Below are 25393 nucleotides of genomic sequence, written 5' to 3'. Positions count from 1 at the left end.
TCCCGCCGTCACCTCGGACTGACGGGTCAGGCCTGCTCGGCCTCGGCGGCCTTCTCGCCCTCGGCCGGCTTCTCGGCCTCGGCCGGCTTCTCGGCCTCAGCCTCGGCGGCGGGGGCGGCCTCGGCGGCCGGAGCAGCCTCGGCGGCCGGCGCGGCCTCAGCGGCGGGGGCAGCCTCGTCGGCCTTCTTCTCGCCCTCGAGCAGGTCGCGCTCCCACTCGGCCAGCGGCTCGCCGGCGGCCTTCTCGCCCTTGCCCTCGGTGGCGACACCGGAGCGGGAGATGAGGCCCTCGGCGACCGCGTCCGCGATCACACGGGTGAGCAGCGTGACGGAGCGGATCGCGTCGTCGTTGCCCGGGATCTTGTAGTCGACCTCGTCGGGGTCGCAGTTGGTGTCGAGGATCGCGACGACCGGAATGTTCAGCTTCCGGGCCTCACCAACGGCGATGTGCTCCTTCTTGGTGTCCACGATCCAGACGGCGCTGGGCACCTTCTGCATCTCGCGGATACCACCGAGGGTCTTCTCCAGCTTGGCCTTCTCGCGCGAGAGCACGAGAAGCTCCTTCTTGGTCAGACCGGACGCGGCGACGTCCTCGAAGTCGATCTGCTCGAGCTCCTTGAGGCGCTGCAGACGCTTGTAGACGGTCGAGAAGTTGGTGAGCATGCCGCCCAGCCAGCGCTGGTTGACGTAGGGCATGCCGACGCGGGTGGCCTGCTCGGCGATGGCCTCCTGCGCCTGCTTCTTCGTGCCGACGAACATGACCGTGCCGCCGTGGGCGACGGTCTCCTTGACGAACTCGTAGGCGCGGTCGATGTACGACAGCGACTGGAGCAGGTCGATGATGTAGATGCCGTTGCGCTCCGTGAAGATGAAGCGCTTCATCTTCGGGTTCCAACGACGGGTCTGGTGACCGAAGTGGACGCCGCTTTCCAGCAGCTCCCGCATCGTGACGACGGCCATGGCCGTATCTCCTTGATTTTCTCGGTTGTGCCGCGGATGCCGGACGGCTTCCGCGCCTGACGCCCACTGCGCGCCGTGCCACGAGGGACCGAGGGGCGCTGATACGGCCCATTGCCGGGGTACGTATCGAGGCGTGCGAAGTCGACCCGGTGACCCGGATCGCCACCAGAATTGTACGGGACCCGCGGGGCACCCGGTGACGCCGTTGTCCACAACCGGTGGATGACCCACAGCCTGGGGCTCTGACGAGCGCTGCTCCGGGACGCTTTCCCCATGCGAGTGAACCGATGTGTCCGCGTGTGTACGCGGCTGATCCTGCTGCTGCTCCTCACGGCGTGGGCCTTGCTGGCCCCACCACCACGGCTGCTCGCGGCGGGCTCCCCCGTCGGAGATGCCGCCGTGCCGGCGGTCGGCCGCGCGTGGCCCGTCGGCTCACGCCCCCCGGTCCTGCGCGGCTGGGAACCCCCGGCGACGGTCTACGGCCGGGGCCACCGAGGCGTGGACCTGGCGGCGGCACCCGGAACGCCGGTGCGGGCCGTGGCCGCGGGCCGGGTCTCCTTCGCGGGCCGGGTGGCCGGCAAGGGAGTGGTCTCGGTGGAACTGACGGGGACCGGCGACCCGCCCCTGCGCACGACCTACGAACCGGTGACGGCGTCGGTGGAACAGGGCGACGAGGTGGACCCGGGCGAACTGATCGGCACGGTGGACCCGACGGGCTCGCACTGCACGGCTACGTGCGTGCACTGGCCGACTGCGCCGCGGCGACACCATCTTGAACCCACTGAATCCTGCCACCGTGGATCCGAGCGAGGACACGTCTCGCTCCTGCCGGTCTTACGGGACCACCTAGCTGCGGGCAGTCGACCGCTGGGGCGGCACGGGTGGGCGCAGCGGCACCCGCACCGCCGGGTTGCACGCCCACCCGCCCCGGGCGCAGACAGGTCTCAGCCCCGCACACCCCCGCAGCACATCCCCACAGCCGCATCCGCAACGACCGCCGGCTCCTCCGCAGCCCCCAGCTCGATCCTCCGCACGGCCGCGTCCACAACCCCCTGCACCAGCATCGCCGCGAGCCGGGGCTGCTCATGCCCCATCTCCCCCAGCGCCTCGACGATCATCGCGACAAGCCCCCCGTGCGCCGCCCGGATCTTCTCCCGCGCCCCCGCGTCCAGCTCACTCGCGGAGATCGCGACCACGGCCCGGTGCCGCCGGTCCCCGACCAGCTCCAGCTGCTGCCGCACATACGCCTCGACCTTGGCCTCGGGCTCCCCGGCCCGCTCCATCGCCGCCGACACGTCCGCCGCCCAGACGGGAAAGTCGACCTCGCACAGCTCCTCGACCACGGCCGCCCTGGACCGGAAGTACTCGTAGACGGAGGATCGCGCGAGGCCCGTCCGCTCGGCGAGGGCCGGGAAGGTCAGCGCCTCCGTACCGCCCTCGGACAACAAGGAACGAGCCGCGTCCAGCAGGGCGGCTCGCTGCATCGACCGGTGCTCGGCCACGGAGGCCGCTCGAATCCTTGGCACGTCAACCACTTTACGGACGCGCCCGGCCCGGCGGGAGTGGCTCCTGCCGACCCGCCGTCATCGGGCCAGGTCAGCGGCCGAAGCTCGCCAGTTTCGCTCTCAGCTGGAGCACCGACTTGGTGTGGATCTGACTGACCCGGCTCTCCGTCACGCCCAGCACGTTGCCGATCTCGGCGAGGGTGAGGCCCTCGTAGTAGTACAGCGTGACCACGGTCTTCTCCCGCTCGGGCAGCGTGTTGATGGCCCGCGCCAGGAGTCTTCGCAGCTCCCGGTCCTCGGCGACCTCCACGGGGTTGTCGGCGGCGGTGTCCTCCAGCGTGTCCATGACGCTCAGGCCGTCGCCGCCCTCGCCCCCGGCGTGCAGCAGCTCCTCCAGGGCCACCACATTGGCCAGCGACAGCTGGCTGAACACGGCGTGGAGCTCCTCCACCCCGATGCCCATCTCGGCGGCGACCTCGCCCTCCGTCGGTGTCCGCCGCAGCCGCGCCTCCAGGGTGGCGTACGCCCTCTCCACGTTCCGCGCCTTCTGCCGCACGGACCGCGGGATCCAGTCCAGCGCCCTGAGCTCGTCGATCATCGCGCCACGGATCCGCGTGATCGCGTACGTCTCGAACTTGATCTCCCGGTCGATGTCGAACTTCTCGATCGCGTCGATCAGCCCGAACACCCCGGACGAGACGAAGTCGGCCTGCTCGACGTTGGACGGCAGGCCCACGCTGACCCGTCCGGCGACGTACTTCACGAGCGGCGAGTAGTGCAGGATCAGCTGCTCCCGCAGCCGCTCGTCGCCCGTCGCCTTGTACGACCGCCACAGCTCGTCGAGCGTCGAGGGAGCGGGCGGCCGCACGCTGCCACCGTCACGGGCGGCTGGGGGGATCGCCGCCCGGTCGGACCCGGAGGTGTGCTGGGGCATTCGTCGCCTTGTGCCGTTCTGCTGCGGAGTGGTGCTGCTGGGGTGGGCTGTCTGTCTGATGTCGAGTTGCCTGTCCGTGTCGGGATCCTCGTGAGCGTAGCGTGACTGCGGTGTCGCGGTGCGCGAAGGGCGGAGGCCGAGGCGGGCGCAGATATGTTCCGGAAGGCCTTCCGCCGGGTTGCCGCGGCCGCTCGGTGTGATCACCGGAGAACCCCAACTGGGCGAATTTCCAAGGGGTGTCGGGGTTCCCCCGGACGGCCGAACGGGTCGGGTCACGGTGGTGCGGCAGCGCCGCGGACCGACGTCATCGCCTGGCGTGTCAACTTCCAGCCGTCGTCGTGTCGTTCGACGTAACCGAGTGCCCGTAGTTCGTACAGCCTCGCGATCGCGTCGTCCTGCGTGGTCTGAGCACCGCGGGCGATCTCGTCCGGGCGGGCCGCCCGCCGGGCCGGCAGCGCGGCGAGCACCTGCCGGGTGGCCGGCTCCAGCAGGTCGCGGGGCAGGACGGGGCCACGCCGGTCGGGAGCCAGCTGTCCGATGTCCCCGACCAGTTCGACGATGTCCGCGGCGTCGGTGACCAGGGTCGCCTCGCCCCGCAGCAGTTCGTGCACGCCGGCGGACAGGCCGCTGGTGACGGGGCCCGGCACACCCATCGTGAGCCGGCCGAGGCGCTGGGCCGCCCGCGCCGTGACCAGGGAACCGCTGCGGTGGGCGGCCTCGACGACCACGGTGCCGCGGGTGAGGGCGGCGATCACCCGGTTCCGCAGGATGAACCTGCTCGGCGTCGGATGGTCCCCGGGAGGCAACTCCCCCACGACAAGCCCCTGGTCGGCGATCCTGGTGATCAGCTGGGCGTGTCCGCGCGGGTAGGGGCGGTCGACGCCGCAGGCGAGGACGGCAACGGTGGCGCCGCCCGCGCCGAGGGCACCGCGGTGCGCGGCGCCGTCGACCCCGTAGGCCCCGCCGGACACCACGACCCAGCCCTGTTCGGCGAGGCCGGTGGCGAGGGTGGCCGCCATGTGGGCCCCGTACTCGGTACAGGCCCGGGCCCCCACGACGGCGACGGACCGCAGCGCCCACATCCGCAGACCGGCCCGCCCCCGCACCCACAGGCCCAGCGGCCGGGCATCCCCGAGATCGTCGAGCTGTCCCGGCCACTCCACCCCGCCGGGGCAGACGAACCGCACCCCGGCGTCCTGGGCGACGGCGAGATCCTCACGCGGCCGCGCCGCCCCGGCCCTGGCCAGCAGCCCGGCCCACCGCTTGCCGCTCACCCCGGGCAGCGGCAGGCCGCGCTCCATCAGCCGCCGGGCCACCTCCCGCACCCCGAACTCACGCACCCACCGCCCGCCGACCTCGTCGCCGGGCTCGATGACACGGGTGAGGAAGACCCGGGCGAGCAGTTCGTCGTCCGGTGGGCCGGTGAGGCTCACGTCAGGGCTCCGATGGCCATGGGGACGCCCCTGGGCACTCCGGTGCGCAGCTGGAGCGCGAGCGCGACGTCCGTCGCGTCGGGCCGGTCGTGGCCGACGAGATCGGCGACGGTCCAGGCCACGCGCAGGACGCGATCGAGGCCGCGGGCGGTCAGGACGCCCCGCTCCAGGCTCCGCTCGGCCTCGTCCATCGCTCCCGACGCGGCGTACCAGCGGCTGCGCAGCTCACGGCCGGGTACCTCGCTGTTGGTGTGCCACGGGGTGCCGGCGAGGCGCTCCGCGGCCCGCTCCCGGGCCGCCCGCACCCGGCCTGCGACCGTCGCGGTGGACTCGCCCCGTGCCCCGCAGGCGGTCAGCTCGGTGCGGGTGACGCGGTCCACCTCGACGCGCAGGTCGACCCGGTCCAGCAGCGGACCGGAGAGCCTGGCCTGGTAGCGGCGGATCGCCGACGGCGGGCACTCGCACAGATCGTCCCGCTGGGAGAAACGGCCACAGGGGCAGGGGTTGGCCGCCAACACCATGAGGAACTTCGACGGGAAGCGTACGACTCCCGCGCTGCGGGCGATCACGACGTGCCCCGCCTCCAGCGGCTGGCGCAGGGCGTCCAGGGCCCGGCTGCTGAACTCGGGCGTCTCGTCCAGGAACAGGACACCCCGATGGGACATCGACACCGCGCCGGGCCGTGCGATGCCCGGGCCGCCGCCGACGAGCGCCTGCATCGTGGCCGAGTGGTGCGGCGCGCAGTAGGGGGCGGCGTCGATCAGGGGCTTGCCCGGGGGCAGCAGGCCCGCCACGGAGTGCACGGCGGTGACCTCCAGGGACTCCTGCCGGCCCAGTCGGGGCAGGATGGCGGGCAGTCGCTCCGCGAGCATCGTCTTGCCGGCGCCGGGAGGCCCTTCCAGGAACAGGTGGTGTCCGCCGGCCGCGGCCACCTCCACCGCCGTGCGCGCGGAGATCTGACCGACGACGTCCTCCAGGTCGTGGCCGTGGTCGTGCTGGGCCGCGCCCACGCTGTGCATGCCGGTGGCCGCGCCCGTGCCCGGCATGCGCAGGCCGGCGAGGAGCGGATCCGGGCGGCCCGGTCCGTCCGCTTCCTCGTCGGGTACGGGTTCGTCGGCCAGGACGGCGATCAGCTGGCGCAGGCTGCGCACGCCCAGCACGGAGACCTCGGGCACGAGGGACGCCTCGGCGGCGGCACTCTCCGGCACCACCACCTGCTCGTACCCCGCGTCAGCCGCCGCCAGCACCGCCGGCAGCACCCCTCGCACCGGCCGCACCCGCCCGTCCAGCCCCAGCTCCCCGATCATCACGATGTCGGCGAGGACCCGTGGGTCGATGCGCTCCGCCGCGCCCAGGACCGCCGCCGCGACGGCCAGGTCGAAGCCGCTGCCCGATTTCGGCACCGAGGCCGGGCTCAGGCCGACCGTGAGTTTCTTCTGGGGCCAGGCCGCGCCCGAGTTGACGACGGCGGCGCGCACCCGGTCCCGGCTCTCCGTGAGGCTCTTGTCGGGCAGTCCCACCAGTGTGAACGCCGCGACGCCCGGTTCGAGGTCGGCCTGCACCTCGACGACCACGCCCTCGACACCGACCAGCGCCACCGAACACGTACGGGCGAATCCCATCAGGCCACCCCTCGCACGTGCTCGACCACGGCCGCGCCGCGGGCCGGCAGCAGGACCCCGACCACGTCGATGCGGACCCCGCCGGGCGGCGCGCCCCCGTGGGTCTGGATCCACCGCTCGGCGAGGTCCCGCAGGCGCTCCGCCTTCCGCGGGGTCACGGCCGCCATGGGATGCCCGAAGGGACCTGCCCTGCGGGTTTTCACCTCGCAGACGACCAGGACGTCCCCGTCCCTGGCCACGATGTCGATCTCACCGGTCCGGCCGGAGCGCCAGTTGCGCTCCAGCACCGTCAGACCGGCCTCGGCCAGCCGCCGTGCGGCCAGGCTCTCGCCGTACTTGCCCATGGCGCTGCGCGCCCGCTGTGCGTTCATGTCGGCACCACCTCCGGCGCCAACGATCACGCACCCGTCCCCACGAAGTGGATCTTGGTGGACGGCTCAGCGATTGTGGATAACCCCGTCACCCACCCGGTCTGCCACCCCGTCACCCACTCGGCAGCTCGAGATCGCTCTTGTTCAGCTCCTCGATGTTCACATCCTTGAACGTGAGGACCCGGACCTGCTTCACGAACCGCGCCGGCCGGTACATGTCCCACACCCAGGCGTCCGCCATGGACACCTCGAAGAACACCTCACCCTGGACCGAGTGCACCTGCATCTCGTAGTCGTTGGTCAGGTAGAAGCGCCGCTCGGTCTCGATCACGTATTTGAACAGACCGACGACATCGCGGTACTCCCGGTAGAGCTTCAGCTCCATCTCGGTCTCGTACTTCTCGAGGTCCTCGGCGCTCATGGCATGTTCCCCTTCAGCCGTGCGATCCCACCATTGTGCGCCAGTACCGTGAGCCCTCAGACGATTTCCGGGTCAAGGATCACGGGCCTGGCCGGGGGACCTTCGTCGAGCAGCGTGCGCAGCAGCCCGGCGAGTCTGGTCGGATACACCGTCTCATGTGCCCGGGTCAGTTCCGGACACGTCCACCAGCGCGCTCCGGCGACACTGCGCCGTTCCAGCTCGGTCAGCCCCGCGGCCTGGATCTCCGTGCGGTCCGTTCGAGCCAGGTAGTACCACTCGTCCTGGTCCCAGCGGCGGCCCGCGAACGGGAACGAGCACATCCGCCGCCACAGCACCGGGCCGAGCTCGACCTCGGTGATGCCCGTCTCCTCGGCGAGTTCCCTCAGTGCGGCTTCTTCACGGGTCTCGTCGCCCTCGACGCCGCCACCGGGGGTGAACCACCAGTCGTCGGCCGGATCGTCGGGCTCGTGCCCGTGCAACAGCAGGATGCGGTCCTGCGGGTCGAGCAGCACCACCCGGGCGACCTTGCGCGGCCCGCCCGTGTGGGTGTCCTCGCCGGGCCCCACGGCCTCAGCGGACACCTGCGGGCTCCGCGCTCGCCCGCCGGGCCCGGGCGGCGCCCGTGCGCTTGGCGATGGGCCCGTAGGCACCCCCGCCGAGGACGAGCACCGCGCCGCCGATCACCAGGGCGATGATCGTCCGCAGCGGTCCGGGCGAGGACAGAGCGCCGAGCGCCTCGAAGCCGGTGGGGCGGGGCAGCATGCCGTTCATGGGATAGACGACGGCGTCCACGCGCGCGTCGACGGCGGAGCGCGCCACCGTGCCGCCTGCGGCGTCGGTCAGATGGGCGGTGGAGTCCAGGGAGCTGCCGCGCTCGTCACCGAGCAGGAACAGCCGGCCCTCGGGAACGGTCACGGTCGGGAAACCGGTGATCTCGGCCGGCTCGCCCTTGGTCAGATAGGGCTCGTCGATCTCCTTGCCGTTGACCTTCAGCTTGCCGTCCTGGCAGCAGGAGACCGTGTCGCCGCCGACGGCGACCACGCGCTTGACCATCGGCGCGTTGGCCCAGGTCGCGTCCTTGAAGACGACGACGTCGCCACGGCGCACCTCGGCGCCGTCGACGCGCTGCGCGAGGATCCGGTCGCCCGCGGCGATCGTCGGGGTCATCGAACCGGTGGGCACGGTGTACGGACGGTAGACCACCGCTCCCCAGGCGAATCCCCCGAGGAACAGCACGAGGCCCAGCGCGACGGCCAGTCCGGACAAGCGCTGTCCGGTCCGGCTGCCCACCGGGCCCGTGTCTGAGCCACCGCTGCGCGGGGCCGTGTGCGTCATGCTCTCGCCACCCATGGGTCCGCACCCTACCCGGGGGTACCGACCAGGGTCAGCCCGCCGGCGGAATCACTGCTTCCTGCGGCGCCACCACACCACCGGCACCACACCGGCGAGCGCGAGCCCCTGCGGCGCCGCCGGCAGACCGGCCGCGGCCGGCTGCGCGTTCAGACCGCTCTGGTCGAAGGTGTCAGGCACCGGCAGGTTGTCCCAGCGGTTGACCGGCCAGGCGATGACGACGGCACGGCCGACGACGTCCTTCACCGGCACCATGCCGTGGTGCGCGTCCGCCTGGTTGTAGCGGGAGTCCCGGGAATTCTGCCGGTGGTCTCCCATGACCCAGATGTAGCCCTTGGGAACCTTTACCTTGAACTGACCGCCTTGGTCGTCGACGCTGCACGGCGTGTTGCCGGCGTAGACGTACGACTTCTCGTCCAGCGCCTTGCCGTTGACCGTCAACGGGCCGGTGTTCTTGCACTCGATCGTGTCGCCGCCGACGCCGATGACGCGCTTGATGAGGTCCTTCTCCTCCGCCGACGGCATGAGGCCGATCCAGCTGAGGAACGTCTGGAGCGCGTTCGGCTCAGTCGTCGGCTCGCCCGCCAGCCAGTTGTCGGGGTCGTGGAAGACGACGACCTCGCCCCGCTCGGGCTCGGAGCCGAACCAGGGGGTGAACTTGTCGACCAGCACACGGTCGCCCTGCTGGAGCGTGTTCTGCATCGAGTCGGAGGGGATGGAGAACGCCTGCACCAGGAAGGTCTTGATCAGCAGCGCGAGCACCAGCGCGATGCCGATCAGGATGGGCAGCTCCTTCCAGAAGGAGCGTGGCTTCTTCGCTGTGCGGGCCGTACCGCCCGGCCCCTGTCCCTCGGCTGTCCTGTGCTCGCCCGTCACCCTGTCGCCCTCGGCTGCCCCGGAGTCATTCCCGGAGGTCACGGCGCTGTCCGCGGCCGGGACGGTGGATTCCGCGGGGCTCCCGCGGTGCTCCTCGCCGTCGTGTCCGGACCGTGCGCCAACCGCCACATCCCCCACGCCAACTCCTCACTCTGTGCCGCCGCCTGCCCCATACGCGGCGCAGGCCCACCACTCCCATAACGAGCGGGAGTTCCGCAGGGGTCGGGAGCTGGATCGTTCCGTTCGAATCGTCGGAAGCAACCCTATGCGACAGCGGGGGCGCAGCGGTCGACCCGGTCCAGTCCGACACGGAGGCGTAGGTCTGTGGTTCGTCGAGCATGTTCCAGTGCCCGAAGGGCCAGGCGATGACCATGGCGCGGCCCACCACCTCGTCCTCGGAGACCGTGCCGCCGTAGTCGCGGTCCTGGTGGGCGCGGGAGTCGGCGGAGTTGTTCCGGTGGTCGCCCATCACCCACAGCCGGCCCTGGGGGACGGTGACCTGGAACGGCGTGTCGGACGGGGCGGCGCCGGGGTACAGGTAGTCCTCGTTCAGCGGGATGCCGTTGACGGTCACGCGCCCTTGGCCGTCGCAGCACTTGACGCGGTCACCGCCGACCCCGACGACCCGCTTGATGAGGTCCTTCTCGTTGTCGGACGGCAGCAGACCGATGAAGGTGAGCCCTTCCTTGACCTGCTTGACGACGACGGGGTCGTCCTTCGGGGTCGTCGTCTGCTCGTCCTGGAGCCAGCCGCCGGGGTCCTTGAAGACGACGACGTCCCCGCGCTGCGGCTTGGAGCCGAACCACGGGGTGAGCTTGTCGACCAGCACGCGGTCGCCGATCTGGATCGTCTGCTCCATGGAGCCGGACGGGATGACGAACGCCTGGACGAGGAACGTCTTCAGCACGAGCGCTATGAGGACGGCGACGCCGACGAGGAGAGGGATCTCCTTGACGGCGCCGCGCCTGCGGCGCCGCTTGACCTTGCGCTGGAGTTTGCGGCGCTCGGCGCGCGTACGGCCGCTGCCGGACGGGCGGAGGTGCGCCGCGCGCCGGTGGGCAGCAGGTTCTCCGCGGCGTTGCTGACGACGCCGCGCGGTTTGCCGCGGTTACCCATGGGCGCCCGCCCTTCCGGCGGCGGGGGCGGGCACGCGCGCGTAGGCGTCGGGGCGGTGCAGGCGGACGGCGTGGCCGGCGGGCCAGACGATCCAGTCGGCCCGGCCGATCACCTCGGCGACCGGCACCATGCCGCCGCCCGGCGAGCCGAGGTGGTCGCGGGAGTCGCTGGACCGGCTGCGATGGTCACCGAGGACGAAGAGGGTGCCGCCGGGCACGACGACGTCGAAGGACACCGTGGACGGGCTGTCGCCGGGGTACAGGAAGCGCGACTCGTCGACCGGCCGGCCGTTCACCTGGATCCTCCCGTCCTTGTCACAGCAGACCACGTGGTCTCCCCCCACGCCTACAACGCGCTTGATGTAGTCCGCGTGCCCGAAGTACCCGGTCCCGTCGAACACGACGATGTCTCCCCGCTGCGGCGCGGCACCGAAACGGTACGCGAACTTATTTACGAGAACCCGGTCTCCGATCCTCAATGCCTTTTCCATGGATCCGCTGGGAATCTGGAACGGCCGCAGCACGAACGTAGTGAGCAAGAGCAGGAACAGCAGGCAGGCCAGCAGCGTCAGAGTGATCCGGCCGCCGGGCAGCCACTCAGCGACACGTGACACCAATGCGAAACGCGACCGTTCCTCCGGCCCTCCGGGGTCCGAGGTCTCCTCGGAGTCGGAAGGGCGGGAGGAGCGGTCGCGCTCCGTCGACTGTTCTTCGGTGTCCATCGGAGCCAGATGCTATCCGGCCCCGACGCGAACCCCGGAGAGCGCTCAGCTCTCGCGCTTTTCCTTGATCTTCGCGGCCTTGCCGCGCAGCTCGCGGAGGTAGTACAGCTTGGCGCGGCGGACGTCACCCTTGGTGACGAGCTCGATCTTCTCCACGATCGGGGTGTGCACCGGGAAGGTGCGCTCGACGCCGACGGAGAAGGAGACCTTGCGGACCGTGAAGGTCTCGCGCACGCCCGAACCCTGGCGACGGATCACGACGCCCTTGAACTGCTGCACACGGGAGCGGTTGCCCTCGATGACGCGGACGTGCACGTTGACCGTGTCGCCCGGGCGGAAGGCGGGGACGTCGCTGCGCAGCGACGCGGAGTCGACGGTGTCGAGCAGGTGAGACATTTCGTCTGCTTTCTTCGCTGATGCCACAGGTCATCAACGGAAACTAGGTGTTCTGGATCAGAGCTGTGCGCGTCGGGACGGGCGTCGTCTCCCCCTGTGGCAGGGGCGCGCGCCGGACGGACGCACAACAGCGACCTATTCTGCCAGGCCCTCGGTCCTGCGCCAAAATCGGCCGTACGGCTCGCCCTCGGGGTCCGGTGCCCAGCCCAGGATGGAGAGCATCTCGCGGTCCTTCTTGTCGAAGGCCTTGGGGTCGCACCGCTCGATCAGGTCGGGCCGGTGCGCCGTCGTGCGCTTCAGGGCCTCGTCACGGCGCCAGCGGGCGATCTTGCCGTGGTGGCCGCTGAGCAGCACCTCGGGGATGTCCCGGCCGCGCCACTCGGGCGGCTTGGTGTAGACGGGGCCTTCCAGGAGGCTCGCCATGGCGCCGGGCGCGAAGGAGTCGTCCCGGTGGGACTCGGCGTTGCCGAGGACGCCCGGCAGCAGCCGTGCCACGGCCTCCGTGACGACCAGGACGGCCGCCTCGCCGCCGGCGAGGACGTAGTCGCCGATGGACACCTCGTAGACCGGCATCCGCGTCGCGTACTCGTCGACGACCCGCCGGTCGATGCCCTCGTAGCGGGCCGGCGTGAAGATCAGCCAGGGGCGCTCGGAGAGGTGGACGGCGAGTTCCTGGGTGAAGGGGCGCCCGCTGGGTGTGGGCACGATCAGGGCGGGTGCCCCGGAGCCCGACTCGTAGCCGTCGGCGAGGACGGAGTCGAGCGCGTCACCCCAGGGCCCGGTCTTCATGACCATGCCGGGGCCGCCGCCGTAGGGCGTGTCGTCGACGGTGTTGTGACGGTCGTAGGTCCAGGAACGCAGGTCGTGCACATGGACGTTCAGCTGCCCACGCGCGCGTGCCTTGCCGACCAGGGAGACGTTCAGCGGTTCCAGGTACTCGGGAAAGATCGTGACGACGTCGAGGCGCATTACGACTCTTCCCGGCTGGACGCGATCTCGGCCCGGTCGTCGATCAGGCCCGGCGGCGGGGTGATGACGGCCTTCTGCTCCTCGAGGTCGATCTCGGCGACGATCTCCTCCACGAAGGGGATCAGCACCTCGCTGCCGTCGGGGCGCTCCACGATGAACAGGTCCTGGGTGGGCAGGTGCGAGATCTCCGTGATGCGCCCGACCTCGGTGCCGTCCGCGGTGACCACGTCGAGGTCGATGAGCTGGTGGTCGTAGTACTCGTCCTCGCCCTCGGGCAGCTCGTCCGGGTCGATCTCGGCGATCAGGAGGGTGTTGCGCAGGGCCTCGGCGCCGGTGCGGTCGCTGACGCCCTCGAAGCGCAGGAGGAGACGGCCGCTGTGCACGCGGCCCGTCTCGATGGTGAGCGGTCCCGTGGCGGCGGGATCCGTGGTGAGTACGGCGCCGGGCGCGAGCCTGAGTTCCGGCTCGTCGGTGCGTACCTCGACGGTGACCTCACCCTTGATGCCATGGGCACGGCCGATCCGTGCGACTACCAGCTGCACGTGTCCAATCTCCTGTCATACGACTGCGGGCCGGGGACGGCCCAGTGGCCCTCCCCGGCCCGAGCCGGTTGCGTTGAAGCGTCAGCGGACGTGGTCCACGTCGACAAGGTCGACGCGGACGCCGCGACCGCCGATGGCGCCCACGACGGTACGCAGGGCGCGCGCGGTGCGGCCGTTGCGGCCGATCACCTTGCCGAGGTCGTCCGGGTGGACCCGGACCTCGAGCACGCGGCCGCGGCGCAGGTTGCGCGAGGCGACCTGCACATCGTCAGGGTTGTCGACGATGCCCTTCACGAGGTGCTCGAGAGCCTCCTCGAGCATGCTCAGGCCTCGGTCGACGCGGACTCGGCGGCCGCCTCGTCCTTCTTCTCAGCCTTCTTCTTCTGGGTGATCGCCTCACCCTTGCCCTCGTCCTCGCCGGCCAGGGCCTCGAACGACGGACGCGCCGCCTTCTCGGCCTGCGTCAGCAGCGGAGCCGGGGCGGGCTCGCCCTTGTACTTCTGCCAGTCGCCGGTCTTCTTGAGGATGGCGAGCACGGGCTCGGTCGGCTGGGCGCCGACACCGAGCCAGTACGCCACGCGATCGGCGTCGACCTCGATCACCGACGGGTTGTACGTCGGGTGGTACTTGCCGATCTCCTCGATGGCCCGGCCGTCACGGCGGGTACGGGAGTCGGCGACGACGATGCGGTAGTGAGGCGAACGGATCTTGCCCAGACGCTTCAGCTTGATCTTGACTGCCACGGGAGTGGGTTCTCCTGGATTTGACGTGGTTGGGCACGGCGAGAGAAGCCGCGTGGGGTTGCGGTACCCGAGTGCCCGATGGACGCGTCAGCCGGAGGAGAGAGGGGTCCTGTGCGGCTGTCGAGTACAGCTAGCCATTGTGCCATACCCTGCGGGCCGCTCTCGGCCGGGGTGCGACCTGCCGTGCGGGCAGGCCGGAGCGGCACCCGACGTGGAGGTGGGGTACGCCGGGTGCGCGGACTCCCGTCCAGACCGGCAGCCACGAGATGCCGGTGCGGACGTCAGCTCGCCACCGCTCCCGCTCCCACCACGTCCGGGATGCGGAACGGCTTGCCGCAGCCGCCGCAGACGATGGGGGCCTGGGCGAGGACCGACGGTACGACGCGGACGTTGCGGCCGCAGTCGCAGACCGCCTTGACGCGCACACCGCCGCCGGAGGAACCGTGGCGGGCCGCCGGGCCCCGGAAGGTGCGGGAGGTGTCGGAGGAGGTCGCCGCCGTGTGCGCCTTCAGGGCCCGCTGGAGGCGTTCCATCGTCGGGCGGTAGCGGCGCTTCGCCTCGGGGGTGAGCGTGACCAGGGAGAATCCGCTGCTGGGATGCGGTTCCTCGGGGTGGTCCAGGCCCATCTCCTCGGCGATCGCGAGGAATCTGCGGTTGTGGTAGCGGCCGGCGCGGGAGGTGTCGCGGACACCGCGCGCGGCGGCGACGCCGTGGACTGCCTCATGGAGCAGTCGCTCGAAGGAGAGCTCGTGACCGCACGCGGACGACGACTCCCCGATCAGGGACTCTGGCGCGGCAAGGTCGGGCAGCTCGGGGTGGTACCGCTGAATGTCGGCCCACGCCTGTGCCAGCTCTGCGGCGAGAACAGGTGGTGTCTGTGTCGTGCTCACGTAATGACAACGAGCCTGGGTGCCTCAGTGTTCCGATTCCGGGGCATCCCAAATATTTTGCACGTACCCGTCAGTTGCCTCTGATGCGTCCCGACGAGGGCGGGTGCGCTGATCTGTGGAGAAGCCTCGCAGCTCACCACAAGGTGGTGCGTAGCCCCGTGTACGCCCCGGCGTGTAGACCATGTCCGCGCGCGGGGGTCTCAGAGGTCCGCGGGAACGCAAGAGGCGTTTCGGCCGCCCCGCGCCCCACTCAGTAAGCGCGTGCCACGACCGCGACGTTACCGGGTGCGTCGTCGGTCTCCGGCACCGACCCGTCCTCGGCGACCAGACACCGTACGGTCACCGCGTGATCGGCCAGCTTGGCCTCGCCCTCCTCACCGAGCGCGGCCCACGGGATGCGCGCCCAGCCGCCGGCGGTGGCGGCCTCGACGGCCTCCTCGAAGGTCGACACCTCGGCCGTCCGTGACGCGCGGCGCTCGCGGGACTGCTTCAGCAGCAGGGCCTGGTCCTTTTCGAGGACCTCCGGCAGCAGCGACACCAGTGCGTCCAGGGACACCGGCTCCTTGCCGCCGGGGATGCGGCGCGCCAGCATCGCGGTGCCGTTCTCCAGATCGCGCGGGCCGACCTCGATACGCACGGGGACGCCCTTGAGCTCCCAGTCGACGGCACGACGGCCGAAGGGGATGTCGGTGCGGTCGTCGACATGGACGCGGACTCCGGCCGCCTTCAGCCGGTCGCCGAGCTCGCGGACCTTGGCCAGAACCGCCTCGTCGCCCTTGATCGCGAGGACCACGGCCTGGATCTGGGCCAGTCGCGGCGGGACCCGCAGGCCGCCGTCGTCGCCGTGCATCATCACCAGGGCGCCGATCATGCGGGTGGTGGAGCCCCAGGAGGTCTGCCAGACCAGTTCCTGCCGGCCGTCCTTGGACAGGTACCGGGTGTTGAAGGCCTTGGCGAAGTTCTGGCCCAGTTCGTGGCTGGTGGCCATCTGGAGGGCCTTGCCGTCGCCCATCATGCCTTCGAGGGTGAGGGTGTTGATCGCCCCGGCGAACCGCTCCTTGACGGTCTTGCGGCCGGGGACGACGTCCATCGCGAGGACGTTCAGCATGAAGTCCTCGTAGACCCGCCGGTGGATGTGCGAGGCGAAGTCGCGCGCCTCCTCGTACGTGGCGTGCGCGGTGTGGCCCTCCTGCCAGAGGAACTCGGACGTGCGCAGGAAGAGCCGCGGCCGCAGTTCCCAGCGCACGACATTCGCCCACTGGTTGATGAGCAGCGGCAGGTCGCGGTAGCTCTGCACCCACTTCGAGAAGGAGGCGTTGATGATCATTTCGGAGGTGGGCCGGACCACGGCGGGCTCTTCGAGTTCCTTGCCGCCGCCGTGCGTGACCACGGCGAGTTCGGGCGCGAAGCCCTCGACGTGGTCCGCCTCCCTGGTCAGGTAGGACTCGGGGATCAGCAGCGGGAAGTACGCGTTCTGGGCGCCCGTCTCCTTGATGCGGGCGTCCATCTCCGCCTGCATCCGCTCCCACAGCCCGTAGCCGTACGGCCGGATGATCATGGTGCCGCGCACCGGCCCGTTGTCGGCGAGCTCCGCTTTGGTGATCAAGTCCTGGTACCAGCGCGGGAAATCGTCCGCCTGAGGGGTGAGTACGGGTGCCTTGGCCATGGCGAGATGGTACGGGCCCGCGTTACCGGAATGTGAAATCTCGCCATAGGCACATGACAACTCATAAGCCCTGCCGCATTCCACTGGACGACAGGTCGAGGGGGGAGTTTCCTGGCATACGGGGGTAGTGCGAGCGCACTGTCACGGGGGCCATGTAATCGGGCAAGAGGCAACTCTCGGCGGATTGGGGCGCTTACTTATGACACCTACGCTCGTGCGGCAGCACCTGCCCCGCGCGGGGGCCGCACCCCGCGTGGACCTGCGTGCACGCGCGCGTGACTGGTCCGAGATCCAGGAGCGGATACTCGTACCGCTCTACGAGGCCGTCTACGAGCGACTGGACGTGGGTTCCGCCACGCGGCTGCTCGGCCTCGGCTGCGGTTCCGGACTCGCCCTGCTGATGGCCGCCGCCCGGGGAGCGGCGGTCACCGGTGTCGACGCTTCCCCCGAAAGAATGACCCTCGCACGGGAGCGGCTGCTGCCCGAGGCGTGGGGGACGCGTGAGCACGGGGACACCCGGCTGGTGGACGGCTCGCCCCGGGACAGCGCGGAGCAGGGCACTGCCGCGTACACCCTGGTCACCGCCTTCGAGCCGATCGGGTGCCTCGCGGGCGACTCGGAGGGACTGGGCGGGCTGCTCACGGAGGCGACACCGCTGGCCGTGCGCGGAGCGGCCGTGGTGCTGGTCGGCTGGGGCCCACCGGAGCGGTGCGCCACGGCGTCGGTGCTGCGGGTCGCCACCAAGCTGGCGGAGCCGCTGCGCAACACGGGCAGCTGGCGGCCGTCCCTCCGCGACGACCTGGAGGACGTCGCCCAGCGGGCCGGGCTGAGGCCGGACGGGTCCGGCCGGGTGGCGTGCCCGTTCGGGTACGCCGACGTGGACAGCGCGGTGCGCGGGCTCAGGTCGACGGGTCTGTTCGACGCGGCGATCGCGGCGACGGACCAGGTGCAGGTGGACAAGGAGCTGGCCGAGGCCCTGCACCCGCACCAGCGCCAGGACGGCACCGTGTGGATGCCGAACGTCTTCCGGTACCTGATCGCCCGGACGCCGTGACGCCCGGCGCCTGACAGAACGGCCGAAAGAGCGCCCCTTCGCGGAAGGGGCGCCCTCGGTGTCGTGCGGGGACGGGCTCTCAGCCCATGAACTTCTTGAACTCGTCGGGGAGTTCGAAGTCCTTGCCGCCCTGCTGCGGCAGCCCGAAGGCGCCTTGGCCCTCGGCGGCGGCCGCGCGGCGGGCGGCCTCCTCCTGCTCCTGCTGCTTGCGCTTCATCGGGTTGCCGGAGCGCTGCTTGCCCTTGGCCTGCTTCTGCTTCTTCTTGGTCCGGCCGGGGCCACCGCCCATGCCCGGCATCCCCGGCATCCCGGGCATCCCGCCGCCCTGGGCCATGCGGGACATCATCTTGCGGGCCTCGAAGAACCGCTCGACCAGGTTCTTGACCGCGCTGACATCGACGCCGGAGCCCCTGGCGATACGGGCGCGGCGCGAGCCGTTGATGATCGTCGGCTCCTGGCGCTCGGCCGGGGTCATCGACTTGATGATGGCGGCCGTGCGGTCGACGTCCCGCTCGTCGAGGTTGTTGATCTGGTCCTTCATCTGGCCCATGCCGGGGAGCATGCCGAGCAGCTTGGAGATGGAGCCCATCTTCCGGACCTGCTCCATCTGGGCGAGGAAGTCGTCGAGGGTGAAGTCCTGGCCCTTCTTGGAGGCCAGCTTCTCCGCCATCTTCTGGGCTTCGGCCTGGTCGAAGGTCTTCTCCGCCTGCTCGATCAGGGTGAGCAGGTCACCCATGTCGAGGATGCGGGAGGCCATCCGGTCCGGGTGGAAGGCGTCGAAGTCGTCGAGCTTCTCGCCGTTCGACGCGAACATGATCGGCTTGCCGGTGATCTGCCGGATCGACAGGGCCGCACCACCGCGGGCGTCACCGTCGAGCTTGGAGAGCACCACGCCGTCGAAGCCGACGCCGTCGCGGAAGGCCTCGGCGGTGTTGACGGCGTCCTGGCCGATCATCGCGTCGACGACGAACAGGATCTCGTCCGGGGAGACGGCGTCGCGGATGTCCGCGGCCTGCTGCATCATCTCCTGGTCGATGCCGAGGCGGCCGGCGGTGTCCACGATCACGATGTCGTGGACCTTGGTCCTCGCGTGCTCGATGGAGTCCTTGGCGACCTTGACCGGGTCACCGACGCCGTTGCCCGGCTCGGGCGCGTAGACCGCGACACCGGCCCGCTCGGCGACGACGCTGAGCTGGTTGACGGCGTTGGGGCGCTGAAGGTCGGCGGCGACCAGGAGCGGCGAGTGGCCCTGCTCCTTCAGCCAGCGGCCGAGCTTGCCCGCGAGGGTGGTCTTACCGGCACCCTGCAGACCCGCCAGCATGATCACGGTGGGCGGCTGCTTGGCGAAGCGCAGGCGGCGGGTCTCGCCGCCGAGGATGGTGACCAGTTCCTCGTTGACGATCTTCAGGACCTGCTGGGCCGGGTTCAGCGCCCTGCTGACCTCGGCTCCGAGGGCACGCTCCTTGAGGTTCTTGATGAACGTGCGAACGACCGGCAGCGCCACGTCGGCCTCGAGAAGCGCGATCCGGATCTCGCGCGCCGTGGCGTCGATGTCCGCCTCGGAGAGCCGTCCCTTGCCGCGCAGGTTCTTGAAGGTCGCTGAGAGGCGATCGGAAAGAGTATCGAACACGGCGCTCGCGGTCCTCGGGGTCGGAGACAGACTGGGGAATCGCCCTCCAGGGTATCCCGGCGTGACAAGTCGCCGGGTCGGCCTCACCCACGCAGTGTCTCCTCCAGCTTCCGCGCCACCGACTCGGCCTCGTCCCCGGGCAGGGGGGCGCCCTCCGGGCCGGTCACGTAGAAGGCGTCCACGGCGTTGGCGCCGAGGGTCGAGACGTGCGCGCTGCGCACCCGTACGTTCGCGTCCTCCAGGGCGCGGCCGATGCGGAAGAGCAGCCCCGGGGCGTCCTGGGAACGGACCTCGATGACGGTGGCCAGCCGGGAGGCGGCCGGGTGGACCGACACCCTGGGTGGCGGGGCGATGACGCCCCGGCGGCGCGGATAGGCCGCGTCCCGCTCGGCGAGGCGGCCGGCGATGTCCAGGGAGCCGTCCAGGGCCCGTACGAGGTCCGCGCGCAGGCGGGCGGCCTGCGGCAGGGAGCCGTACTCGGCGGCGACCCGCCAGTCCAGCAGCAGCACGGAGCCGTCGACGCCGTCGGGGAGGTAGAGGGACCGCAGCTCGGCCGTCCGTACGGTCAGCCGGTGCATGGCGAGGACGCCGGCCACCGCGGGCAGCACACCCGGCTGGTCGGGGACGGCGATGAGCAGCTCCACGCCGAGCGGCTCGGGGGCGCCGGAGGGCTCCTGCCCGGCGGGCTGCTCGGTCTGGGCCCGCAGGGCGAGGACCGGGCTGCCCGTCGCGACGGCCTCGAGGGCGAGCCGCTCCTGCTCGGCGGTGGGCGCGGCCTCCTCGGGGTCGTCGGGGGCATCCCCGGCGAGCACCGCCGAGACCCGCTGGACCAGGTCGGCGACGAGCGAGCCGCGCCAGGCCGACCAGGCGGCCGGGCCGGTGGCCAGGGCGTCGGCCTCGGTGAGGGCGTGCAGCAGTTCCAGGGTGCTCTGGGAGCCGACGGCCTCGGCGACCGAACGCAGAGTGGCCGGGTCCTCCAGGTCACGCCGGGTGGCCGTGTCGACGAGCAGCAGGTGGTGGCGTACGAGGGTGGCGACGACCGCCACGTCCTGGCGGTCGAAGCCGATGCGGGCGGTCACGTCCTTGGCGATGATCTCGCCTGCCACGCAGTGGTCGCCGGGCCAGCCCTTGCCGATGTCGTGCAGCAGCGCGGCGACCAGCAGCAGGTCGGGGCGGCTGACCCGGCGGGTGAACTCGGAGGCGCGTACGGCGGTCTCGATGAGGTGCCGGTCGACGGTCCACAGGTGCACGGCGTTGCGCTGCGGGCGGCAGCGCACCCGCTCCCAGTCGGGCAGCAGCCGGGTGATCAGCCCCTCGGCCTCCAGCGCCTCCCAGACCTCGACGGTCGGGCGGCCGGAGCCCAGCAGGGTGACGAGCTGTTCGCGTGCCTCGGCGGGCCAGGGCGTGGGCACCGGGCGCACGGTGGCCGCGAGGCGCCGCACGGCGTGCAGGGAGAGCGGGAGTCCGGCCTGTGCGGCGGCGGCCGCGGCACGCAGCGGCAGCACGGGGTCGCGCTCGGGGCGCGCGGCACGGGCGAGCACCACCTCGCCGTCCTGCTCCACCACGCCTTCGGCCAGCGGAGAGCGCTCGGCGGTCGGCTTCCCGCCGCCCAGCATGGCGCGCAGCCGGGGCCGCACGGCGCGTGACCGCAGTACGCGTCCCACCTCGCGCCAGGTGACGTCACTGGCGTACGAGATCACCCGCGCCGCTTCGTACACCTGCCTCAGCAGCGTGTCCGCGTCGAGCAGGCCGAGTTCGGCGGCCACCTGGTCCTGCTCCTGGAGGGCGAGCCGGTCGGTCGCGCGCCCGGTGGCGAGGTGCAGTGCGTCCCGTACGTCGAGGAGCCGGCGCCGGGCGTCGGCGAGGCCCTCGCGCGGGGCGTCGGCGAGCCAGGAGGCGGCGACGGCGCGCAGCGCGGTGGCGTCGCGCAGTCCGCCGCGGGCCTCCTTCAGATCCGGTTCCAGCAGGTACTGCAACTCGCCCTGGCGTTCGCCGCGTTCGGCGCACAGTTCCTGGAGTTCGGGGAGGCGTTTGGGAGCCTGGTTGCGCCAGTCGGCCAGGACGGCCGTGCGCAGCCCGGCGGTGAGGCCGAGGTCGCCGGCGATGTGCCGGGCGTCCAGCAGACCGAGCTGCACCTTGAGGTCCTCGCCGGCGGTCTTGCGGGCCTCGGCGGGTGTGCGGACGGAGTGGTCGAGGGCCAGGCCCAGGTCCCAGACCGGGTACCAGAGCCGGTCGGCGAGGGCGGCGACGGCCTTGGGGTCGCTGCCGTCGTGCAGCAGGAGCAGGTCGAGGTCGCTGCGCGGGGAGAGTTCACCGCGCCCGTAGCCGCCGACCGCGACCAGGGAGGCACCGCGCAGTCCTTCCGCACCCGAGGCGAACAGGCGGGTGAGCCAGTCGTCCGTGAGTTCCGCCAGGGCCGCACGGCGCGGCGGCCCGGACCGCGTCTCCTCGGTGAGGAGCCGCAGCCGGGCCGCCGCGTAGCCGCTGGGTCCCGAGTCTTCTGCTTCTTTCCGCACGTCCGTACCCGTCACCCGGCGACTCCTGTTCTGTCTGCCTGCCTCAGAGGTCCTTGCAAGGACCCTCAGAGCGCGTCGGGGCCGCGCTCGCCGGTCCGGACCCGGACGGCCGTGTCGACCGGGATGGACCAGACCTTGCCGTCACCGATCTTGCCGGTGCGGGCGGCCTTGACCACGACGTCGATCAGCTGCTCGGCGTCGTCGTCCTCGACCAGGACCTCGATGCGGATCTTGGGGACCAGGTCGACGGTGTACTCGGCACCGCGGTAGACCTCGGTGTGGCCCCTCTGACGACCGTAGCCGCTGGCCTCGGTGACCGTCAGGCCGTGTACCCCGAAGGCCTGGAGGGCCTCCTTGATCTCGTCGAGCCGGTGCGGCTTCACGACGGCGGTGATGAGCTTCATGCGTCCACCTTCTTGCTCGCGACGGCGGCGACCGGGGCCGTGACGGCGGTCTTGGCGGCACCGCCACCGGCGCCGCTGAAGTCGTATGCGGTCTCGGCGTGCTCGGCCTGGTCGATGCCGGCGACCTCGTCGTCCTCGGGGACCCGCATGCCGATGGTCTTGTCGAGGGCGAAGGCGAGGATCGCGGAGACGATCAGCGAGTAGGCGAGCACACCGCCGACACCGGCGAGCTGCTTCCACAGCTGGTCGAAGCTGTGGTTCCCGTAGAACACGCCCGTGGCCTCGGACTGGCCCTTGCCGCTGGCGAAGAAGCCGATGAGCAGGGAGCCGGCGATGCCGCCGACGAGGTGGACGCCGACGACGTCGAGCGAGTCGTCGTAGCCGAACTTGTACTTCAGGCCGACGGCCATGGCGCACAGGACACCGGCGATGGCGCCGACGGCGATCGCGCCCATCGGGGTGACCGAGCCACCGGCCGGGGTGATGGCGACCAGACCGGCGACCGCGCCGGAGGCGGCGCCCAGCGTGGTGAACGCGCCGTGGCGGATCTTCTCGTAGGCGAGCCAGGCCAGCATGGCGGCGGCGGTGGCGACCTGCGTGTTGACGAACATCAGGGTGCCGACGCCGTCGTCGTTGCCGAGCCACGATCCGGCGTTGAAGCCGAACCAGCCGAACCACAGCAGACCGGCGCCGAGCATGACCAGCGGGAGGCTGTGCGGACGCATCGGGTCCCGCTTGAAGCCGACCCGCTTGCCGATGACGAGGATCACGCCGAGCGCCGCGGCACCGGCGTTGATGTGGACCGCCGTACCACCGGCGAAGTCGATCACGCCCAGGTCGAAGGCCCAGCCGCCCTCACCCCAGACCCAGTGGGCGACGGGGAAGTAGACGATCGTGGCCCACAGTGTGATGAACAGCGCCCAGGCGGAGAACTTCACACGGTCCGCGAGGGCACCGCTGATCAGGGCGGGCGTGATGATCGCGAACATCAGCTGGAAGACCATGAAGGCCAGGAGCGGGATGTTGTACGTACCCCACAGCTCCCCCTTGTCGACCCCGGTGAGGCCGACCCAGTCCGAGTTCCAGCCGATGAAGCTGCCGGAGTCGGTGCCGAAGGCCATGGAGAAGCCGAACATCACCCACAGGATGGTGACGATCCCGAGGCTGATGAAGCTCATCATCAGCATGTTCAGGGTGCTCTTGACGCGGACCATGCCTCCGTAGAAGAAGGCCAGGCCCGGGGTCATGAGCATCACCAGGGCGGAACAGATGAGCATGAACCCTGTGTTGGCGGCAGACAGCTTGGGTGCTTCTGCGGCAAGGGTGATGGCTGGTGCCATCGGCGTCTCCTCGTCGTTGGTACGGCCCCGTGCGGGCGAAGCCTCATCGAGCGGATTGAGGGATGGGCCGGTTATGCGCCACGAGATTGGCGCAGCGCGGTTTCGATCGACGCCCCTCGCTGTTTCGCCGCCGTGACGAAGGCGCCCGCTGTGTTACGCGTCGATGAACTGCCGGATTGCGGGTGCGCCGATCGTTATCGTGGCGCAACCTTGGCTCGCGCGCCCCTCGGGCAGGCACAGGCCGACCGCGGCCGGCCTTCCGATGACCTGGCATGGGGGAGCCGAGTCGGGCAGTTCGGGAGGGCCGGCCGCGGCCGGGGTTCAGGGGTGCGGGCGGGTCTCAGGCGGTGGGTCAGACCGCCTCTGCGGTCTCGGGCAGCTCGGCGGCGAGCCGCTCGGTGAGGTCGACGACTTCGCCTAGGTCGCCGAAGTCGCGCGCGGCGGTGTCGACGGTCTTTCGGATACGGGTGTTGACCCGCTCGGAGCGGACCTTCTTGGCGACCTGCATGGCGTCGGTGGCGAAGACCGTGCTCTGCTCGGGCTCGCGCTGGAGGAGGTGCACGGTGGCCATGCCGATCAGGTTCAGCGCGTAGGACCGCTGGTGCTCGCCGTCCTCGGCGAAGAGCTTCACGGCCCGCTTCATCAGGGGCTCGGCCAGCGAGGCGTAGGTGGGGCTGCGGCCGGCGACGTAGGCCAGGTCGCGGTACGAGTGCGAGTTCTCGCCGTACAGCTCGGCCTCGGAGAAGAAGCGGATCCAGTCGGGGTCCGGCTCGTCCCATTCGTCGGCGTCGGAGAAGGTGTCCTCGGCCATCCGGACCGCCCGCTTGCACTTGCCGGGCTGGCCCATGTTGGCGTAGGCGCGGGCCTCCATCGCATACAGCATCGACTGGGTGCGCGGGCTCGCGCAGTCCCGGCTGCCGTACTGCGCGAGGTGGATCAGCTCCAGCGCGTCGTCGGGGCGGCCGAGGTGGATCATCTGGCGGCTCATGCTGGAGAGCACGTAGGAGCCGAGGGGCCGGTCGCCGGCCTCCTTGGCGGCGTGCAGCGCGAGGACGAAGTACTTCTGGGCCGTCGGCTGGAGCCCGACGTCGTACGACATCCAGCCGGCCAGCTCGGCGAGTTCGGCGGCGACCTTGAACAGCCTTCGGGTGGTGGCCTCGGGCTGGGGCTCCTGGAGCAGGTCCGTCACCTCGTGCAACTGGCCGACGACCGCCTTGCGGCGCAGGCCGCCGCCGCACTGTGCGTCCCACTGCCGGAACATCACCGTCGTGGACTCCAGGAGGTCCAGCTCCGGCTTGGAGAGCCGGCCGCGGGCGCGCCCGGAGGAGCCGGCCGCGGGCTCGGGCTCCGGCCGCGGGGCCGACGGGGAGGGCACGAGCCAGCGCTGCATGGGCTCGATGAGGGCCGGGCCCGCGGACAGGGCCAGCGAGCTCCCGAGGAAGCCGCGCCGCGCCAGCATCAGGTCGCTGCGCGAGAACTCGCTGAGGTGGGCCACGGTCTGCGGGCCCGTCCACGGCAGGTCGACGCCGGTCGCGGAGGGTGACTGGCGTGCGCTGCGCAGCCCCAGGTCCTCGACGGAGACGACGACGCCGAAGCGCTCCGAGAACAACTCGGAAAGGATCTTGGGGATCGGCTCGCGGGGGTTCTCGCCGTCGAGCCAGCGGCGCACGCGCGAGGTGTCCGTGGAGATGTGGTTGGCGCCCAGCTGGCGGGCCCGGCGGTTCACCTGGCGGGCGAGCTCGCCCTTGGACCATCCACTGCGTACGAACCAGGAGGTGAGCAGCTCGTTGGGGCGCTTGTCAGCGTGCGTCGCGTGTGCAGCGTTCGTCCCGCTTCCGCCGTTGCCGCTCACTGGAACGCCCCCATCCCTGAGACCACTTGCCGCCGAGTGCGCCAAGCCCTATCAGCATGCCGGTTCGCACTGCCGTCCGTCCG

Annotated in this window: 24 protein-coding genes and 2 pseudogenes; 2 read left to right on the top strand and 24 right to left on the bottom strand. The window is 71.1% G+C overall.

Features of this window, described 5'->3' with window-relative positions; genetic code table 11:
- Window positions 1–26: 26 nt before the first annotated feature.
- Window positions 27–959, bottom strand: coding sequence for a 30S ribosomal protein S2 (gene rpsB, locus SSQG_RS28040; RefSeq protein ID WP_003993275.1), 933 nt, complete (start codon window positions 957–959; stop codon window positions 27–29).
- 273 nt (window positions 960–1232) lie between these two features.
- On the opposite strand from rpsB, the pseudogene SSQG_RS39725 reads away from it, so the two are divergent.
- Window positions 1233–1786, top strand: a pseudogene (locus SSQG_RS39725) (murein hydrolase activator EnvC family protein); the annotation flags it as partial.
- 117 nt (window positions 1787–1903) lie between these two features.
- On the opposite strand, the gene SSQG_RS28035 reads toward SSQG_RS39725, so the two are convergent.
- From SSQG_RS28035 to proS, 18 genes and pseudogenes are all read right to left on the bottom strand, one after another.
- Window positions 1904–2461 (bottom strand): TetR/AcrR family transcriptional regulator, encoded by a 558-nt coding sequence (locus SSQG_RS28035; RefSeq protein ID WP_039933760.1) that lies wholly within the window; start codon window positions 2459–2461, stop codon window positions 1904–1906.
- A gap of 94 nt (window positions 2462–2555) precedes the next feature.
- Window positions 2556–3398: an RNA polymerase sigma factor WhiG gene (gene whiG, locus SSQG_RS28030; protein ID WP_003993272.1), complete on the bottom strand. Its 843-nt coding sequence runs from the start codon at window positions 3396–3398 to the stop codon at window positions 2556–2558.
- A 272-nt stretch (window positions 3399–3670) separates the two neighbouring features.
- Window positions 3671–4831, bottom strand: coding sequence for a DNA-processing protein DprA (gene dprA, locus SSQG_RS28025; protein ID WP_003993271.1), 1161 nt, complete (start codon window positions 4829–4831; stop codon window positions 3671–3673).
- On the bottom strand, window positions 4828–6453 hold the full coding sequence (locus SSQG_RS28020; RefSeq protein WP_039933759.1) for a YifB family Mg chelatase-like AAA ATPase: 1626 nt from the start codon (window positions 6451–6453) through the stop codon (window positions 4828–4830). Before SSQG_RS28020 ends, dprA begins: the two co-directional genes overlap by 4 nt.
- Window positions 6453–6854 (bottom strand): YraN family protein, encoded by a 402-nt coding sequence (locus SSQG_RS28015; protein WP_003993269.1) that lies wholly within the window; start codon window positions 6852–6854, stop codon window positions 6453–6455. The genes SSQG_RS28020 and SSQG_RS28015 overlap by 1 nt, the downstream gene beginning before the upstream one ends.
- Before the next feature lie 82 nt (window positions 6855–6936).
- Window positions 6937–7245, bottom strand: a complete 309-nt coding sequence (locus SSQG_RS28010) for a DUF2469 domain-containing protein (protein WP_003993268.1) — start codon at window positions 7243–7245, stop codon at window positions 6937–6939.
- Window positions 7246–7301: 56 nt separating this feature from the next.
- Window positions 7302–7826 (bottom strand): NUDIX hydrolase, encoded by a 525-nt coding sequence (locus SSQG_RS28005; protein ID WP_003993267.1) that lies wholly within the window; start codon window positions 7824–7826, stop codon window positions 7302–7304.
- Entirely contained in the window at window positions 7816–8595 is a 780-nt protein-coding gene (lepB, locus tag SSQG_RS28000) for a signal peptidase I (RefSeq protein ID WP_003993266.1), read from the bottom strand. Before lepB (SSQG_RS28000) ends, SSQG_RS28005 begins: the two co-directional genes overlap by 11 nt.
- A gap of 51 nt (window positions 8596–8646) precedes the next feature.
- Window positions 8647–9609 (bottom strand): signal peptidase I, encoded by a 963-nt coding sequence (gene lepB / locus SSQG_RS27995; protein WP_003993265.1) that lies wholly within the window; start codon window positions 9607–9609, stop codon window positions 8647–8649.
- Window positions 9497–10587: pseudogene (gene lepB / locus SSQG_RS27990) on the bottom strand (signal peptidase I). The gene lepB (SSQG_RS27995) and the pseudogene lepB (SSQG_RS27990) overlap by 113 nt, the downstream one beginning before the upstream one ends.
- On the bottom strand, window positions 10580–11308 hold the full coding sequence (gene lepB, locus SSQG_RS27985; protein WP_039933757.1) for a signal peptidase I: 729 nt from the start codon (window positions 11306–11308) through the stop codon (window positions 10580–10582). Before lepB (SSQG_RS27985) ends, lepB (SSQG_RS27990) begins: the two are co-directional and overlap by 8 nt.
- Before the next feature lie 45 nt (window positions 11309–11353).
- The gene (gene rplS / locus SSQG_RS27980) at window positions 11354–11704 is read right to left on the bottom strand and encodes a 50S ribosomal protein L19 (protein ID WP_003993262.1); all 351 of its coding nucleotides are present in this window, start codon (window positions 11702–11704) and stop codon (window positions 11354–11356) included.
- Window positions 11705–11839: 135 nt separating this feature from the next.
- On the bottom strand, window positions 11840–12673 hold the full coding sequence (trmD, locus tag SSQG_RS27975) for a tRNA (guanosine(37)-N1)-methyltransferase TrmD (RefSeq protein ID WP_003993261.1): 834 nt from the start codon (window positions 12671–12673) through the stop codon (window positions 11840–11842).
- Window positions 12673–13215, bottom strand: coding sequence for a ribosome maturation factor RimM (gene rimM / locus SSQG_RS27970; RefSeq protein WP_003993260.1), 543 nt, complete (start codon window positions 13213–13215; stop codon window positions 12673–12675). Before rimM ends, trmD begins: the two co-directional genes overlap by 1 nt.
- An 81-nt stretch (window positions 13216–13296) precedes the next feature.
- Complete coding sequence (locus SSQG_RS27965; RefSeq protein ID WP_003973401.1) at window positions 13297–13536, bottom strand: RNA-binding protein; 240 nt, start codon at window positions 13534–13536, stop codon at window positions 13297–13299.
- A gap of 2 nt (window positions 13537–13538) precedes the next feature.
- Entirely contained in the window at window positions 13539–13958 is a 420-nt protein-coding gene (gene rpsP, locus SSQG_RS27960) for a 30S ribosomal protein S16 (protein WP_003993259.1), read from the bottom strand.
- Between the two features lie 281 nt (window positions 13959–14239).
- Complete coding sequence (locus SSQG_RS27955; protein WP_003993258.1) at window positions 14240–14848, bottom strand: hypothetical protein; 609 nt, start codon at window positions 14846–14848, stop codon at window positions 14240–14242.
- 250 nt (window positions 14849–15098) lie between these two features.
- Window positions 15099–16514 (bottom strand): proline--tRNA ligase, encoded by a 1416-nt coding sequence (gene proS / locus SSQG_RS27950; RefSeq protein WP_003993257.1) that lies wholly within the window; start codon window positions 16512–16514, stop codon window positions 15099–15101.
- Between the two features lie 199 nt (window positions 16515–16713).
- On the opposite strand from proS, the gene SSQG_RS27945 reads away from it, so the two are divergent.
- Complete coding sequence (locus SSQG_RS27945; protein ID WP_039933755.1) at window positions 16714–17568, top strand: methyltransferase domain-containing protein; 855 nt, start codon at window positions 16714–16716, stop codon at window positions 17566–17568.
- Between the two features lie 79 nt (window positions 17569–17647).
- On the opposite strand, the gene ffh is transcribed toward SSQG_RS27945, so the two are convergent.
- The 5 genes from ffh to SSQG_RS27920 form a co-directional block, all read right to left on the bottom strand.
- Entirely contained in the window at window positions 17648–19198 is a 1551-nt protein-coding gene (ffh, locus tag SSQG_RS27940) for a signal recognition particle protein (protein WP_039933754.1), read from the bottom strand.
- Between the two features lie 83 nt (window positions 19199–19281).
- Window positions 19282–21729: a [protein-PII] uridylyltransferase gene (locus tag SSQG_RS27935; protein WP_039933752.1), complete on the bottom strand. Its 2448-nt coding sequence runs from the start codon at window positions 21727–21729 to the stop codon at window positions 19282–19284.
- A 50-nt stretch (window positions 21730–21779) separates the two neighbouring features.
- On the bottom strand, window positions 21780–22118 hold the full coding sequence (locus SSQG_RS27930) for a P-II family nitrogen regulator (RefSeq protein WP_003993253.1): 339 nt from the start codon (window positions 22116–22118) through the stop codon (window positions 21780–21782).
- Complete coding sequence (locus SSQG_RS27925; RefSeq protein WP_003993252.1) at window positions 22115–23458, bottom strand: ammonium transporter; 1344 nt, start codon at window positions 23456–23458, stop codon at window positions 22115–22117. Before SSQG_RS27925 ends, SSQG_RS27930 begins: the two co-directional genes overlap by 4 nt.
- A 352-nt stretch (window positions 23459–23810) precedes the next feature.
- Window positions 23811–25310 (bottom strand): hypothetical protein, encoded by a 1500-nt coding sequence (locus tag SSQG_RS27920; protein ID WP_003993251.1) that lies wholly within the window; start codon window positions 25308–25310, stop codon window positions 23811–23813.
- Window positions 25311–25393: the final 83 nt, after the last annotated feature.

Origin of the sequence: Streptomyces viridochromogenes DSM 40736, assembly GCF_000158955.1 — a bacterium.
GTDB classification, from domain to species: domain Bacteria; phylum Actinomycetota; class Actinomycetes; order Streptomycetales; family Streptomycetaceae; genus Streptomyces; species Streptomyces venetus.
The sequence above is the reverse complement of the archived record's forward strand: the minus strand, read 5'-3'. Positions and strand labels throughout refer to the sequence as shown.

What these genes read in the sequence shown, in the direction of transcription:
- SSQG_RS27945 (WP_039933755.1), top strand. Translation starts at nt 16,714, where the DNA reads ATGACACCTACGCTCGTGCGGCAGCACCTGCCCCGCGCGGGGGCCGCA.
- rpsB (WP_003993275.1), bottom strand. Translation starts at nt 959, where the DNA reads ATGGCCGTCGTCACGATGCGGGAGCTGCTGGAAAGCGGCGTCCACTTC.
- lepB (WP_003993266.1), bottom strand. Translation starts at nt 8,595, where the DNA reads ATGGGTGGCGAGAGCATGACGCACACGGCCCCGCGCAGCGGTGGCTCA.
- rplS (WP_003993262.1), bottom strand. Translation starts at nt 11,704, where the DNA reads ATGTCTCACCTGCTCGACACCGTCGACTCCGCGTCGCTGCGCAGCGAC.
- SSQG_RS27965 (WP_003973401.1), bottom strand. Translation starts at nt 13,536, where the DNA reads ATGCTCGAGGAGGCTCTCGAGCACCTCGTGAAGGGCATCGTCGACAAC.
- SSQG_RS28020 (WP_039933759.1), bottom strand. Translation starts at nt 6,453, where the DNA reads ATGGGATTCGCCCGTACGTGTTCGGTGGCGCTGGTCGGTGTCGAGGGC.
- SSQG_RS28010 (WP_003993268.1), bottom strand. Translation starts at nt 7,245, where the DNA reads ATGAGCGCCGAGGACCTCGAGAAGTACGAGACCGAGATGGAGCTGAAG.
- proS (WP_003993257.1), bottom strand. Translation starts at nt 16,514, where the DNA reads ATGGCCAAGGCACCCGTACTCACCCCTCAGGCGGACGATTTCCCGCGC.
- SSQG_RS27930 (WP_003993253.1), bottom strand. Translation starts at nt 22,118, where the DNA reads ATGAAGCTCATCACCGCCGTCGTGAAGCCGCACCGGCTCGACGAGATC.
- trmD (WP_003993261.1), bottom strand. Translation starts at nt 12,673, where the DNA reads ATGCGCCTCGACGTCGTCACGATCTTTCCCGAGTACCTGGAACCGCTG.
- SSQG_RS27925 (WP_003993252.1), bottom strand. Translation starts at nt 23,458, where the DNA reads ATGGCACCAGCCATCACCCTTGCCGCAGAAGCACCCAAGCTGTCTGCC.
- whiG (WP_003993272.1), bottom strand. Translation starts at nt 3,398, where the DNA reads ATGCCCCAGCACACCTCCGGGTCCGACCGGGCGGCGATCCCCCCAGCC.
- lepB (WP_039933757.1), bottom strand. Translation starts at nt 11,308, where the DNA reads ATGGACACCGAAGAACAGTCGACGGAGCGCGACCGCTCCTCCCGCCCT.